This window comes from Marinitoga sp. 1138 (genome assembly GCF_013363265.1).
Classification (GTDB): domain Bacteria; phylum Thermotogota; class Thermotogae; order Petrotogales; family Petrotogaceae; genus Marinitoga; species Marinitoga piezophila.
Genome location: NZ_LBFA01000024.1, coordinates 66,131 through 81,001 on the forward strand (window position 1 = coordinate 66,131; position 14,871 = coordinate 81,001).

Consider the following 14,871-nt stretch of genomic DNA (forward strand, 5'->3'; position numbering starts at 1 on the left):
AATTGAAACAAAATGAAAAAAGTATTATAATAATATTGACCGAACAGTCAGTCATGTATGAGGTGGTAATATGAATAATGACCGTAAAGAAAATTATAAAGAAGCTAAAAGAAAAAGCATAGCAGAAAAAGCACTTAATTTAATAATAAAAAAGGGATTGTCCAGTTTTACCATGGATGAAGTAGCAAAAGAGGCTGGAGTATCAAAAGGAACATTATATCTATATTTTGATAGCAAAGATTCATTAATAATAACGGCATTTTCCATACTTGTTGAAAGGTTAAAAAAATCACTTGAAATTATGATTCCTGAAAATACTTCAAAAGAGGAAAAAGCACGTGCAGTAATAAAATTATATGTGAAAGTATTAAAAGAATTTCCATCAGATGATTTATTAAGATTATTTGAGATATTAATTAATTCTATACATAATAAAAATAGAGCTAAAGAATTAACCAATTTATTTCATGAATATTATTCTCAACTATTTGAAATGTGGGAAGAATTTGTGCCGTCAAAAACCGCTGCAGTTGTTTTACAGGCTATGTTTGATGGTATAAGTATATATAAATCTGTTGGAGTTGAGTTTAAAGAAGGGGAATTATGTGAAGCTTTTGAATATATAATAGGAAAAATAATTTCATAAAGGAGGGATTTTATGAAAATCCTTGATAATATGAAAAACATGATGATGAAACAGGCTTCAAAATTGGTAACAAATGTTGTTAGAAACTCAGAGGTTGAAGATCTTGCAAAATTATTGAGAACACTGGAAAAATTTGCAAAAGAACCAACAAAAAGCGGTTTAAGGAAACTTGCCGAAGGCGCTGAAAGAAAAGATCCAATGCTTGTAAAATGGTCAGAGTTATTCAAAAAAGCCAGTCCAAAAGTTGTAGAAAAGATAATAAACAATCTTATTATCAATGAATTTGCAGTTGGTGAAAAGGTAAGGCAGGAAAAAATGCATGAATATGAAGTCGTTCTTCCAAAACTTGCTGTTATAAGTCCAACATATGCATGTAATTTAAGATGTGTAGGTTGTTATGCAGGACTTTATGGTCATAAATATCAACTTTCAAAGGAAGAAATATTTAGCGTAATAAGACAATTCAATGATCTTGGAATATACTTCTTCATAATTACCGGCGGTGAACCATTTATTTATCCTTACTTATTCGATGTTCTTGAAGAATTTAATGACTCATATTTCATGATTTATACAAACGGTACATTAATAGATGAAGAAAAAGCAAAAAGACTTGCAGAACTTGGAAATGCAACATTATCCGTATCTGTTGAAGGCTTTGAAGAAATGACAGATTGGAGAAGAGGAAAAGGTGTATTCAAAAAAGTATTAAATGCATGGGAATTATTAACCAAACATGGAGTAATATATGGAGCTTCAATTACTGCAACAAGAAAGAATCATGACCTAATAACAAGCGATGAATTCTGGAACTTCTTAAAAGAGCACAATGTTGCATATGCATGGATATTCCAGTTTATGCCTGTTGGAATGGATCCAACAATGGATCTTGTTCCTACACCAGAACAGAGATATGAAAGATTCCTTATAACAGAAGAAAAGAGACTTAATGGAGACTTTGCATTTGTTGCAGACTTCTGGAATCACGGATTCTTAACTCATGGTTGTTTAGCAGCTGGTTCAAAATATTTGCATATTAATGCAAAAGGTTATGTAGAACCATGTGTATTCCAGCAATTTGCAGTAGATAGCATTAGAGAAAAGAGCATTATAGAAATATTAAAATCACCATTCTTTGAAGCATATAAGAGAACAATACCATATTCAAACAATCTCTTTAGACCATGTCCAATTATAGACAATCCACGAGTATTAAGATCAATGGTAAAGAAATTCAATGCAATTCCACAGCATTCAGGAAGCGAAAAAGTCATAACAGAATTGGCACCAGAACTTGATAAACTTGCAGAAGGCTGGAAAGAATATGCGGATAAGTTATGGTATGAAAAGGGATATGCAGAAAAATATCCAGCAAAAAGAGGTATATATAATTATGAAACACGTATGAGAAGATATGCAGATAACGAAGAAAAACTTGCTCTTGATAAAAAAGCATAATAAATAAAAAACAGCTGAGGTATTTAAACCTCAGCTGTTATTTTTTGTGGGAATCTCAATTCAATAGTTGTACCTTTTCCAACTTCAGATTCAACATGAATCCTTCCCATTAGTTTTTCGATTAAACGTTTTACAATTGCCAGGCCTAAACCACTACCGGGTTTATTTTTAGCCAATCTAACAAATGGTTTGAATATATCATTAAGTTTGTCTTCTGGAATTCCAGGACCTGTATCTTTTACCACAATAACAAACTCTTTTGTTTTATTATCAAATGAAATATGAACATTTACATATCCCTCGTCAGTATATTTTATAGCATTTCCAACGATATTTACAAGTATTTGCTTCATTTTTAATGGATCGGTTTCTATCATCTCAGGGATATTATTTTCAAATTTAATATTTAATTCCACTTCTGGTGAAAGTTGTGGTTCAACAATAGAGATTGACTCATAAACAAGGAATTTTAAATGAACCTCAGTAAAGTTCATTTCTTCTTCTCTATTTAATTTATTAAAGGTTGATAAATCAGAAATAAGGGAGTTCATATGTTTTGAGCTGAGATAAATACGTTTTACAAGATCGAAAATTTCTTCTGTTGTTAAATTATCCTTTCCTCTTAAAATACTTTCAGAATACCCTAAAATAGCAGTTAAAGGTGTTCTAACCTCATGTGTAATAAAACTTAAATATACACTGTTCATTTCATTTGCTTTCTTTTCCTCATCACGAAGAGATTTTAAAGTTAAAAATGTTGAAGCAAAACTTCCAAATATTTTTAAAGATTTTTTAGCAGTTTCACTGAACTTTTTAAGTCTGAAATTATCAACATATATATGCCCTTTAATTTCATCTCCAACCTTTAAAGGATAAGCAAGGGTAATCATATTTTCATGTTTTTCATGTAATTGTTTTACATTTTCATGGAAAATTCTCGATGGATTCTTAAATTCCTTAAATGCATCGATTTCGATAATATCCTGAACATCCATATATCTATAAATATATGAATCTTCAAGAGGAACTATAAGTTTTTCAACAATATCTTCATCGTAATTATAACCAACAACGGCCTTATATAATGTATTATCTATAAGCCAGATTGTCCCGGCTTCAGCTTCAGGGATACTTTTAATAGCAACAGACAATAATTTTTTCATAAATTCCTTTTCATTTTCTTCACCGGTTAATTGTGAAGAAAGTTCTGCCATTAACTCAAAATTAGATAAAATATCGTTTTCGCAGTCCATGTTAGGTGCCCCCCTGTATAAAAACTCACACATTTTAAAATTATAACATATCTTTTTTCATAATCAAAATGTTAATGAAAAAATTTTCAATGTATTTTTAAAATCATCTATAATTCTTGCTGTTAAGCCCCATATAATTTTGTTTTCGTAAAGATAAAAAAGTGTTTTATAATATCCCTTTCTCCAATTATAATTCTTGCCATTTGGAATTAAATGATAAGGATAATCTTCTGGTGGTTCCATTTTTATATTTACCTTATACTTCAATGGTTCATTATTTAAGAAAAATTTTAAAGGAACAAAAAAGTACTCTTTCACTTCTTCATTAGGTCGAATATCAGAAATCTTGAAATCTTTAATTTCTATAAGAAATGGGTAGATAACAAAATTAAAAGGTGTTGTGAAATAATCAAGTTGAGAGATTAATCGTACTTTTTCTTTTTTAATCCCCAATTCTTCATTTAATTCTCTTAAAGCAGCATCATATATTTCTTCACCTTTTTCAACAGCGCCTCCTGGCAAACTTACCTCGCGAGGTTGAGGTAAATGATCTGCACGAATTTCAAAAACAATATTTACCTCATTATCTATTTCCACAAGAGGTATTGTTACAGCAAATCGTTTAAATTCAGAAATCAAATCTGGTTTATAATCTTTATAAATATTTTTGATCTTTTCTATATTCATAATGTAAAGAATAGTCCTTTCTTTTTTGTTGTATATTCTAAATTAAAAGGAATTATAAATGTTTCATATGTTTCAAATTCCACAAAAATTCCAGGTCCTTTAATAGTTTCACCATTATCTTTTTCAAATATAGTAAAATATTGCGTTTTAAATTCTTTTGGTGAATTAGCAATTACAAATGGACAATTCTTCAAAGCATTTTTACCTTTTTCAACATGAATTTCCCTTGGCCTTCCCCAATCATATAATCTATATGTAAGATTTGAAGTTTGTTGAATTTCAAGCAATTTTGAATCTGGACCAAGTGTATGAACAACTCCTGCTGGAATAAATAATAAATCATTTTTATTAAGTATAGTTGGTTTAAAAACTTCATCCCAATTTTCAGATTCAATAGCTTTTTTATTTTTCTCAACATCATTAGAAATAAAAATTTCATTCTTTTCATTTAAAAAATACCATGCTTCAGTCTTTCCCCATGGTTCATTTTCAGCGTTTCTTGCAATATCATCATCTGGATGAACCTGAATTGAAAGCCATTGAGTGGTTGATATTAACTTTAACAATAACGGAATACGAGGTAATTCCATTCCAAAAATATCTTTTATATATTCAGAAGGCTTTCCATAAGAATTATTTGATTCCATACCATAAAGTTCCGTTTCATAACCCTCAAATCCGGAGAATAACCATACTTCTCCTATTTTATCCATATTTTCAATATTAAAATCTTTATTTAAAGAAAAATCACCCCATACCTTTTCAACAAAAATAGGTTTTGACTTTAATATTTCATCAAACATATAAATCACCCTTCATAATATAATTTTTATTACTACATAATAATATTATATCATAAAAAAAATTACTCATGCGGTAAAATCTCTTATAAAAAAGTGTATCATATGATATAATTTATCATATAAAATAATTTGAAAAACAAACAATAAAACAGGAGGAGTTATATGTTAAAAGCATACTTTTTATTGCTATTTGTAACCTTCATCTGGGGAAGTACATTTCCTCTAATAAAAATGACAGTTGGAGAAAATGATGTTTATATCTTTTTAACCTTAAGATTTGCAATAGCATCATTGCTTTCATTTCTAATCTGGAAAAAGCAAAACTTTAAATACGGTATGATAATAGGAATATTCATTGCTCTTGGATATATTACGCAAACAATAGGATTAACTCTTACAACAGCTTCAAAAAGCGGATTTATAACATCATTATATATAATCATGGTTCCATTTTTTTCGTATCTTGTAGAAAAAGAAAAAGCGCATTTAAACCATATTATAGCATTACCTTTTGCAATTACAGGTTCTTATCTATTATCAGGAGGAATTTCAGGATTTAATTTTGGCGATTTTCTCACATTATTATGCGCAATATTCTTTGCATTATCAATGGTATATATTACAAAGTATTCAAAGATAGAAAAAGAAACATCATTACTTGGATATCAATTCTTATTTGTTGCAGTATTAAATGGTGCATTATCATTAACAAAACCCATTCATATAACTCTTCCTATGATTGGCACAGCATTGTTTACAGCAGTTCTTGCTACAATATTTGCAACACTTGTACAATTAAAATATCAAAAAGTTGTTTCCACCAATACCACAGCATTTATATTTATTGGAGAACCAATATTTGCAATGCTATCATCATTTATAATATTGCACGAAAGAATGACGTCAACACAAATAATAGGCGGAATAATACTCATTATAGCTCTTGTAATTGCATCATTAAACTTTACCAGAAAAACAAATAAAGAGAATTATATTGAAAAAGGAGTTGAAGAAGAAATATGAAAAAAATAGTATTAATACTTATAGCTATACTTTTAGTATCTTTTAACGGTTTTGCTAACTTTTCCTTTAACTTTATTGCAGATTATACAATTACCAATTCAGCTACAAGCGATTATCTTCAACTAATTGGTGGATATTATTCAGACAACTTTGAAGCAATTATAGACTTTCCGGTAAGAAAAGATGGAAAATATGTATTTACAGACCATTCATCCTTTATACTAAACCATTATTTCTTAATACAGCAGGGATATTTAAAGGTTTATTTTAATAAAGATTTTTATTTAAGAGTTGGTCAGAGCCAGTTAAAAGATACAATAGATTCAAAATATGCATTATTTATAAATCAAAATATTTATAAAACCAATATAGAACTATCATTTGAAAATGACAACGCCTTTTATAGGGCCTTCTGGGTACCATTAAATGAATATTCGAAATACGGTTATCCAGATAGAGGAATGAATTTTAAAATCTTTGGGATAAAATTTGGCAATTTTAAAATTGGTTATGAAGATTCTGTTATATATACAGATAGAACTGTAGATATCTATTATCTATTTTCACCATTTCCTGTGCCTATTATTCAGGCTTATAAAAATTCAATGATTGCACCCTGGGGAGAATATGTAAACGACAATTCTATTGTGGGATTATTCATTGAATACGATAATCAAAAATATAAATATTTCCTTCAGGTTCTTGCTGATGACTTAAATATGAATAGATATTTTGATCCAGACTCATATCAAAATCCCGATAAGGTTGCATGGTCCACGGGATTAAATATCAGGACTAATTCTGGAAAGTTTGGTATTTATAATGCTGGTGCAACAAAATACACATATGAAAGGCTTCCAAAACCATATGAATATACGCAATACCCAGCGTCTGTATATCCTGGCGGAATTATAGATTACAAGGACAATTATATTGGATATTTATATGGTGAGGATTCATTATCCACATTATTAGAGTACGAAAATACATTTGATAAATTATGGTTGAAAGCCAGTGGAGAATATGTAATATCCGGTTCAAAATCGCCACATGATCCATGGCATGAAGAATCTAATTATATTCCTGGAACACATTTTTTAGAAGAAAAAGTAAAAGAATATATGTATAGCTTTGAAACACAATTAAAATATCAGCTAACTTCAAACATTCTTTTAGGAACAGATTATAAATACACTAAATATATAAATAAAATAGCATTAGTTGATGATTTATACTGGAAACCACAGAAAGGAGTAAATGAGAATATTAACTCTTTTTCTATATATTTCATTATTAACTTTCAATTTTAAAGAGGTGAAAACCTTTGAGATATAATCGACATGAATTCCTATTTGGAAGAGATTTTGAAAAAATAAGAAACTCAAGTATTATGGTTTGTGGTGCAGGAGGTTTAGGAAGTAACGTTTTAATGCAAATTTCAAGATTAGGTGTAAAGAAAATACATATATATGACAATGGAATTCTCGATGAACCTGATCTAAATAGACAGATATTATATGATATTGAAGATATTGGAAAAAAGAAGGTTATTGCAGCAAAAGAAAAATTGGAAAAAATTAATCCCGAAGTAAAGTATTATATATATGATGAAAAAATAACAGAAGACACTAAATTCCCTGATGTAGATATAATAATAGATTGTCTGGATAACTTTGAAGGTCGTAAAATAATTGATAAAAGAGCATTTGAAAAAAATATTCCTTATATTCATGGTGGTGTGGAAGGGTATTATGGGCAGATAACAGATATTATTCCCGGGAAAACAAAGCGACTATTTGAAATCTTTGGAGATATTGAAGATACAGGAGAAACAAAATATGTTGTTCCATATGCAGTGTCCATAATAGCTTCAATTCAGGTAAGTGAAGCCATAAAAATTATCACAGGAGATTATGAAAACGCACTTATAAACAAATTAATGATAATGGATTTAAAATATAATACATTTGATATAATAGAAATAAACTAGCCTTTCCAAAACGGAAAGGCTAAATTTTTCATTCATTATATTCAAAGGCTTCTTCATCGGAAGGAGAAAGATCAATTTTTACATAAAATTGCCAATAATGATTATCCTTTGAACCAATTATGAGTTTTGAATTTTTATAGTCTGTTACAGCATTTCCAAATTCGAAGCCAGTTCTCATTTCATTGATTTTATAATATACATTTATTTCATAACCTGGTTCTCTTTCAACATCTTCAAGTTTTTTATAATTGTAATCCCAAATTTTTGCATTTAAATAAAAATTTTTAACAGGAATAATTACACCTTCAAAATAATATTTTTGAAAAACATCTTTGTTTTCTTCGTCATTTAAATAAGTGGTAAAGTTTTTATATCCAAACTTTGCATAATTCTTCCCCAATTGAAGTCTTAAAAAGCTGTCTAAAACTTGATTATAAACAAGTTTATCCTCATTAAAATCAATTGCAAAATTATAATTGGCATATAAAGAATTTTTTCCAAAAAGTTTTGTTACCTGTGTTCCAAGAACAAGAGTTGTAGCTTCAGACGAATAAATTTTATAAATAGAATCAAAGTTTAGGTATTCTGCACTTAAAGCAATTGGAAAATAAGAATAATTAATTGTATTATCTTTTTTCCAGATAAATTTTATATTAGGTAAGAAAAAGGTATTGAATAATTTAAACCGATTTTTATATCCTATTTTTAAATATTTTTTTTCTTCAAGATTTTTTTCCAGTGAATATGAATATTCATTACCAATCTCTATTGTTTTGTTTGTTAATACATTATCTACATTAACTTCATTATTATTGAAATTAATATAATCAGCTACAGAAACTTCTATAGGAGTTGATTTTTTACTAACGATATCTTCGTCATCTTTTCGCAAGTAAACTCCAGTAAAATAAAAACCATTATATTTAAGATATGCATATATTCCATTTTCTAAATAAGTAGTATTTATATTGACTGTATCTGTATAATCATTTAATGTATCTATCTGATCTTCAATATCTTCAATAGCATTATTTATTGAAGTGATAGTGGAATTTAAAGAAATATCAGTACCAGGATCTGAAATATAGGCTTCGCTAATATATTTTCCTCTTAAATATTCAAGTGTAGTTTTTAATTGGTTTAACCTATCTATTTCATTATTTTTTGTTGTCGATTTTATATAATATGCGTTTTTCTTAGAAGTATCCAATTCTTTTTTAGTATATATTTTAAGATAGTCAATTCTAAAGTTTTTGTATTTAAATAGTTCAGCTAAAAGACCAAATTCAGAATTATTCAATAAGTTTTTATAATCAAATTTAACATCTTCAGTTAATTTATCTTCTGTAACATCATAATCATCTGACAGGTCTTTATAATATAATGTGATTTTATCTTTATAATCAATTCCAAAATAATTGGATTTAAACAAAAAAGAGTATTCATCATAAAAATGTATCTTTAATTCATAAAATTCTGGAAAACTGTTATAGTCTTTAAAGGAAAGTTCCCACTTTTTTGAAAATAAATAGTCGCTAAAAGTGAGTTTATAGGAAATATCCAGATTATCTTTTATATCTATTCCATTTTCATCAGCTAATAATTTATATTCAATATACCAATAATCAATATCAATATTGATTCCATATAAAATTATATTAAAAAGAATAACTATAGATAAAATAAAAGTTTTTTTCATAGTAAAACCTCCATTTATGCGTTATTAAAAAATCCCGGCAAAAGCCGGGATTAACTTAACTAAAATTTATTAGAATTCCATTTCACCTTTTATATATGCTGACCAAGATACTTTATTATCACCTGTTCCTGACCAGTAGAACCAATAACCATTATAGAATCCAAAATCACTATCGTAAGTCCAACCATTAAATGCTCTGTTATGAACTTCTGCACCAAAAGTAATTAAAGAACTTGGATTATATTTTGCTTCTAATTTATATCCAAAATCGTCTTTTGTATTTGAATCTGAAGCATCTTTTGCATAATATACATTTCCTTCTAATGTTACTTTATCAACAGGTTTTACTGTTACAAATGGATTTGCATATAAGAAATATGTATCAGCTGGTTTATCCATCAAATCAGGAATTCTGAAATATGTTTTGTATCCAGCAGTAACCATATCAAATGTTTGTTTTCCAGATACTTTTGCTGAGAATCTTAATTTCATTGCTGTAGCATCAATTGAATCCCATACTTTTGTAACCTTAACCATATCAATATTAGCTAAATCAGCTATTTTGTTTGAGTAATTTACATATGCTTCATATGCAGGTTTTTTATCTTTTGCAAAGTATACATTACCATGTAATTTAACTTCAAGATTACCAGCAATACCTAAATCTGCTTTAACTGGTAATGCCATATAAACTTTTGAAGCGTCTAAACTTGGACAACCGTCCCAAGCATCAGTAGTAACATGATCAGTAAATGGTAAATCCATTAAACCTTTTTGATACTTAAAGTTTACAAATGGGGATACTGTAATAATACCAGCTTCAAAAGCTTTTGAATAAGATGCATTTAATCTCATAGCATTCTTTTTGAAATCATTATATTTTTCAGAGCTCTGAGCACCAAAAACTGCATCAACGCTTAAACCTTTTAATGTATCTTTTCCAGAAATTTGTGCTTCAGCAGCATAACCTAAGAAATTTTGAGTTGGAGTTGCAGCATCTCTATCTCCAGCAGCCCAAAATGCTCCTGCTGCATCAAGATCAAATGTTCCAAGATCAAAAGATTTTTTTACTCCAAATGCATCTCCACGCAAAATAACTTCTTCATCTGGATATGCACTATCATCAAAATCAATATAAAGTAAATCTAAATCAATGGATTTAATATTTGCTTCTAAGTAAGCATTTCCAATTGGGTCATCTGAATAACCAGTTTTTATCCAATCTGGATCTTTAGCTTTATATCTGTGATTGTAATTTACAAAAGTAAATGGTGAGAATGTATCATCATATCCATCATTTACAAAATTAAGAGACATTAAAGCGTCTTCATAAGAAATGCTATCAATGGAAATATCTCCTTTTTTATATCTATCAGGTGCAAAATAAGATACACTTACTGTTAATGTTGCGCCATCGTCTGTTTCAGTTTTGTCTAAATAATATAAGAAAATAGTTTTAAATGTATAGCTATCTGGCCAGTTATCAGCACCAAAGTCAAGCCCTATACCTTTTGATGTCATTTTTAATCCAAATTCTACTTTACCATATACCTTACCATATTCATATACGTCCATCTTTGTTGCTGCAAAAGATAAAACAGCAAATGCAAGTACTACTAAAAACACCAATACTTTCTTCATTCAAACAACCTCCTTAAATATAGTTTTGTTTTGACTTAAACTGTAATTATTCTATCATAACTCTGCAAAAATGTCAAGTCTTTTTTAACATTAAATTAATTAATCACATGTTTTACTTATTAAAATACAAATGCTAATACAGCTGCTAATACTGCTGCTCCAATTCCAACCATGGCCATGGTATTTGCGGAATTAGCTTTTTCTTCTACTGCATTTATTTTTTCTGTGTTAGCAGCAACTTTTCCTTCAACTTTTTCAACAGATACTTTTACAGTATTTATTGAAGCTTTTAATTCTTCATGAGCTTTTACATTTTCACCTGATACATAGTCAAGATCGCTCTGTAATGTTTCTAATTCTTCCCATAAACCATCAATATTTTCTGTGTTTACAGAAACATCATCAGTATTTTTGCTTAATGCATTTTCAAGAGAAGTTACTCTATCTCCTAAATCAAGAACCATGTATTTAATTTCTAATAATTTTCTTGATGTATCGCTTTTTAATGCATTGAGATCGCTTGATAATGAATCAACTGAATCACTTAAATCTAACATATCTTCAACAACCATATCTGCATTATTAAATGCTCTGTAAGCAACTTTTGTTATTGTTTCTAACTTTGTAGAAACCTTGTTTAATTCTTCTGAAAGTTCTTTAACTTTTTCAGCATCAGCTTTGTTTTTTGCAACTTCATCAAATTTTTTGTTTAATAATTCCATAACTGTTTCTACTCTTTTTATATCTTCTGCTTTTGCCAATACAGGGTCGTTTTCAATGTAAGTTAATGTGTCTGATAATAATTCAGCAACTTCAGCTTTTGTTAAAACAACATCTGGATTGAAGTTATCTTCCATAGGAAGAATACCTCTGTTTGCTAAATCCATAACGTATTCATATGCCCAGTGATCCTCTGGAACATCAACAAACGCAAATGAATAGATACCAAAAAGTACTAATGCCATTACTAAAAGTGCTTTACGCATACGCTCTACCCCCTCTTTTAAATTTTTGAATTTTAAATAGTTGTTAATACACACTATTTATATTATACTATAAATTTTTTTAATTTTTTACTTTGTTTTGAGGTTAAAAAACCTTCTTTTTCCAATTCTTAGAATGTCATTGTCTTTAATTTCCAATAATTGGAAAGGATCATTGATTTTCGTTTTATTTATTCTAACTCCACCCTGCTTTATTAATCTTTTTGCTTCACTTTTACTTGAAATTGAATTCGTTTTCATTAATAAATCAATAGCTGTTATTTCTTTTTCAACTGTTAATTCTTCCATTTCATCGGGAATATCCTTTTTCTGGAAAACTTTTACAAATTCATTTTGAGCATATTCCGCCTTTTCTTTTCCATGGAAGAATTTTACAATTTCATATGCGAGTTTCATTTTTATGTCTCTTGGATTTACGGAATTTTCTTTCATTTGTTTTTCATATTCTTTTATTTCGTTTTCTGGAACATCTGTGGCAAGTCTCATATACTTCAATATTAATGTGTCAGGAATAGACATTACTTTTCCATACATATCAAATGGTTCATCTTCAAATGCAATGTAATTATCATATGATTTACTCATTTTTAGATGGCCATCTGTTCCCTCAATTATAGGCATTGTTAATACAATTTGTGATTTCTGGCCATATGCTTCCTGAATTTTTCTTCCAACCAATAAATTAAATAATTGATCAGTTCCCCCTATTTCAATGTCAGACTCAACCATTACTGAATCATATGCCTGAGCAAGAGGATATAAAAATTCAGATACGCTAATAGGTTCATTGTTTGCAAGACGTTTGGCAAAATCATCTCTTTCAAGCATTCTTGCAACGGTGTAATGTGAGGAAAGTTTAACTACATCGTGGAATGTCATTTTGTCAAACCATTCACCATTATATCTAACCTCTGTTTTTTCTTTGTCTAAGATTTTAAATGCCTGTTTTTGATAGGATTCTGCATTTTTCTTTACTTCTTCAAGGGTGAGCATAGGTCTTGTTTTTGATCTTCCTGAAGGATCACCAATTCTTGCAGTGAAGTCACCAATGATAAGTACAACTTGATGGCCTAAATCCTGAAATTCTCTTAATTTTTTTAATACTACAGCATGACCAAGATGTAGATCCGGCCTTGATGGATCTACTCCTAATTTAATTCTTAATTTACTTTTTTCTTTAAGTCTTTCCTTTAATTCCTCTTCATTGATTAAATCAACTGTGTTTCTTTTTATTATCTCAAGCTGCTTTTCTACGTCCACTACTTAATCACCTCGCAAGAAGTGCAGTAACTATAAATGAAGAAATCATAAACAATACTCCTGTCCATAATGCCATTTTTGCAGCTGGATCAAATCCTTTTTCTCTACCGAACATTGTATGAGCTGCACCTGAACCAAATGCTCCACCAAGTTCGGCATTTTTCTGCATTCTGTGTAATGCAAAATAGATTAAAGCAATGGATAAAACTATATGTACTATAATGGCTAATACTGTTAATGCTGACACAAAAAATTCCTCCTTTTTTCGTATTCTCAAAAAATATTATACACTAAATCTCTATTTAATTCAAGTTAAAATTAAATTTCAGTTAATTGATATGATTTTTTCTGAAAGAGGTGGATAAAATTTTTTTTGATTTTAAAAGATGTGACATATTATATAAATATAATATTGTTAAAATTTACTTGAAATCATAATAAATAATTTTAGAACGGGGGTGAAAAGATGCCGATTTATAGATATGTTTGTCAGGAATGCGGTCATGAATTTACTGTAATGCATGGAATGAATGAAACTCCTGAAGTTTTTTGTGAAAAATGCGGTGGAGTTGCTAAAAAAGGTATAGGAAGAGTGGGTATTGCATTTAAAGGAAGCGGTTTTTATATAAATGATTCAAAGTCATCTTCAACTTCTAAATCTACGACATCAACAACTGGTAGTAATAGTAAGTAATAAACAAAACGGTCCAGATAAATCTGGACCGTTTTTTAATCCCCCAATAATTTTGTTTTATTATCTTCTCCCCTTGCCACCTCTTTTCTTATCAAGTCTTCTTGAATACTCAGAAAGTTTCCTGTCGCTGTCTTTTAAGAATCTTGAAAGTTTCTTTTCGAATTCTTCATCTTTCTTTTCTTCCTGAGCATCTTCAGTTTTTAAGGAGAGTTCAACTTTTCCGTCTTTTGTTTTTCCGATAATTTTTCCTTCGAGTTCCTGTCCAACCTTTAAAAAGTCTGAGATGTTCTTTACGTAGTCATTTGAAATTTTAGAAATGTGAATAAATCCTTCTTCACCAGATTCTAATGTAACAAAAGCTCCGAATTTTTTAATGTCTTTTACCGTTACTTTCACAGTTTCCCCAAATGCCGTACTTTTAGTCACAAATACTACCTCCATAATAAAGTGATTTATAAATGATTAATATGGGAGGTTAACCTCCCACTTATGAGTTAAGGAATTTAGCATACTTATTCTTAAACTTCTGTACTCTACCTTCTGTGTCGATGATTTGTGAACTTGTTTCACCAAGGTAGAATGGGTGACAGTGTGAACAAACATCAACACGGAAATTATCTTCTGTACTGTAAAGTTGATGTTCTGCTCCACATGCACATTTTACAGTAATAAGCTTCATTTCTGGGTGTATCCCTTTTTTCATGTTATTCACC

The 14,871-nt window shown here is 29.1% G+C and carries 16 protein-coding genes; 6 read left to right on the plus strand and 10 right to left on the minus strand.

Annotated features, from left to right (window positions below; all coding sequences use genetic code 11):
* Positions 1-70: 70 nt before the first annotated feature.
* Together XO11_RS08440 and XO11_RS08445 are read left to right on the plus strand one after the other, a co-directional pair.
* Positions 71-646, plus strand: coding sequence for a TetR/AcrR family transcriptional regulator (locus tag XO11_RS08440; RefSeq protein ID WP_014297179.1), 576 nt, complete (start codon positions 71-73; stop codon positions 644-646).
* A 12-nt stretch (positions 647-658) separates the two neighbouring features.
* Positions 659-2,104, plus strand: coding sequence for a radical SAM protein (locus tag XO11_RS08445; protein ID WP_014297180.1), 1,446 nt, complete (start codon positions 659-661; stop codon positions 2,102-2,104).
* A 23-nt stretch (positions 2,105-2,127) separates the two neighbouring features.
* Here XO11_RS08445 and XO11_RS08450 read toward each other — a convergent pair whose 3' ends face one another.
* The 3 genes from XO11_RS08450 to XO11_RS08460 all read right to left on the minus strand — a co-directional run bounded on the left by XO11_RS08450 (position 2,128) and on the right by XO11_RS08460 (position 4,847).
* Entirely contained in the window at positions 2,128-3,357 is a 1,230-nt protein-coding gene (locus tag XO11_RS08450) for a HAMP domain-containing sensor histidine kinase (RefSeq protein WP_075780706.1), read from the minus strand.
* Positions 3,358-3,420: 63 nt separating this feature from the next.
* The gene (locus XO11_RS08455; protein WP_175418486.1) at positions 3,421-4,044 is read right to left on the minus strand and encodes a CoA pyrophosphatase; all 624 of its coding nucleotides are present in this window, start codon (positions 4,042-4,044) and stop codon (positions 3,421-3,423) included.
* Positions 4,041-4,847 (minus strand): type I phosphomannose isomerase catalytic subunit, encoded by an 807-nt coding sequence (locus tag XO11_RS08460; RefSeq protein WP_014297183.1) that lies wholly within the window; start codon positions 4,845-4,847, stop codon positions 4,041-4,043. Before XO11_RS08460 ends, XO11_RS08455 begins: the two co-directional genes overlap by 4 nt.
* 162 nt (positions 4,848-5,009) lie before the next feature.
* Here XO11_RS08460 and XO11_RS08465 point away from each other — a divergent pair, with 162 nt between their 5' ends.
* Genes XO11_RS08465 through XO11_RS08475 form a run of 3 tightly spaced genes read left to right on the plus strand, consistent with a single transcriptional unit; the run spans position 5,010 to position 7,860 of the window.
* Positions 5,010-5,870, plus strand: a complete 861-nt coding sequence (locus XO11_RS08465) for a DMT family transporter (RefSeq protein WP_014297184.1) — start codon at positions 5,010-5,012, stop codon at positions 5,868-5,870.
* Positions 5,867-7,180: a hypothetical protein gene (locus tag XO11_RS08470; RefSeq protein WP_175418487.1), complete on the plus strand. Its 1,314-nt coding sequence runs from the start codon at positions 5,867-5,869 to the stop codon at positions 7,178-7,180. The genes XO11_RS08465 and XO11_RS08470 overlap by 4 nt, the downstream gene beginning before the upstream one ends.
* Positions 7,181-7,194: 14 nt before the next feature.
* The gene (locus tag XO11_RS08475; RefSeq protein WP_175418488.1) at positions 7,195-7,860 is read left to right on the plus strand and encodes a HesA/MoeB/ThiF family protein; all 666 of its coding nucleotides are present in this window, start codon (positions 7,195-7,197) and stop codon (positions 7,858-7,860) included.
* A gap of 28 nt (positions 7,861-7,888) precedes the next feature.
* Here XO11_RS08475 and XO11_RS08480 read toward each other — a convergent pair whose 3' ends face one another.
* The 5 genes from XO11_RS08480 to secG form a co-directional block, all read right to left on the minus strand.
* On the minus strand, positions 7,889-9,559 hold the full coding sequence (locus tag XO11_RS08480; protein WP_175418489.1) for a hypothetical protein: 1,671 nt from the start codon (positions 9,557-9,559) through the stop codon (positions 7,889-7,891).
* Between the two features lie 69 nt (positions 9,560-9,628).
* Positions 9,629-11,200 carry a hypothetical protein gene (locus XO11_RS08485; RefSeq protein ID WP_175418490.1) on the minus strand — a complete coding sequence of 524 codons (1,572 nt, stop codon included), beginning with the start codon at positions 11,198-11,200 and terminating at the stop codon, positions 9,629-9,631.
* Positions 11,201-11,319: 119 nt separating this feature from the next.
* Positions 11,320-12,186: an S-layer homology domain-containing protein gene (locus XO11_RS08490; RefSeq protein WP_175418491.1), complete on the minus strand. Its 867-nt coding sequence runs from the start codon at positions 12,184-12,186 to the stop codon at positions 11,320-11,322.
* Positions 12,187-12,273: 87 nt separating this feature from the next.
* Positions 12,274-13,464 (minus strand): tyrosine--tRNA ligase, encoded by a 1,191-nt coding sequence (gene tyrS, locus XO11_RS08495; protein ID WP_014297189.1) that lies wholly within the window; start codon positions 13,462-13,464, stop codon positions 12,274-12,276.
* Between the two features lie 7 nt (positions 13,465-13,471).
* On the minus strand, positions 13,472-13,711 hold the full coding sequence (gene secG, locus XO11_RS10670) for a preprotein translocase subunit SecG (RefSeq protein ID WP_014297190.1): 240 nt from the start codon (positions 13,709-13,711) through the stop codon (positions 13,472-13,474).
* 219 nt (positions 13,712-13,930) lie between these two features.
* Here secG and XO11_RS08505 point away from each other — a divergent pair, with 219 nt between their 5' ends.
* Complete coding sequence (locus XO11_RS08505; protein ID WP_014297191.1) at positions 13,931-14,158, plus strand: FmdB family zinc ribbon protein; 228 nt, start codon at positions 13,931-13,933, stop codon at positions 14,156-14,158.
* Positions 14,159-14,218: 60 nt separating this feature from the next.
* Here the strand turns inward: XO11_RS08505 and XO11_RS08510 are convergent, their stop codons facing one another.
* Positions 14,219-14,584: a S1 RNA-binding domain-containing protein gene (locus tag XO11_RS08510; protein ID WP_014297192.1), complete on the minus strand. Its 366-nt coding sequence runs from the start codon at positions 14,582-14,584 to the stop codon at positions 14,219-14,221.
* A gap of 61 nt (positions 14,585-14,645) precedes the next feature.
* The gene (gene rpmE, locus XO11_RS08515) at positions 14,646-14,861 is read right to left on the minus strand and encodes a 50S ribosomal protein L31 (protein WP_014297193.1); all 216 of its coding nucleotides are present in this window, start codon (positions 14,859-14,861) and stop codon (positions 14,646-14,648) included.
* Between the last annotated feature and the right edge of the window lie 10 nt (positions 14,862-14,871).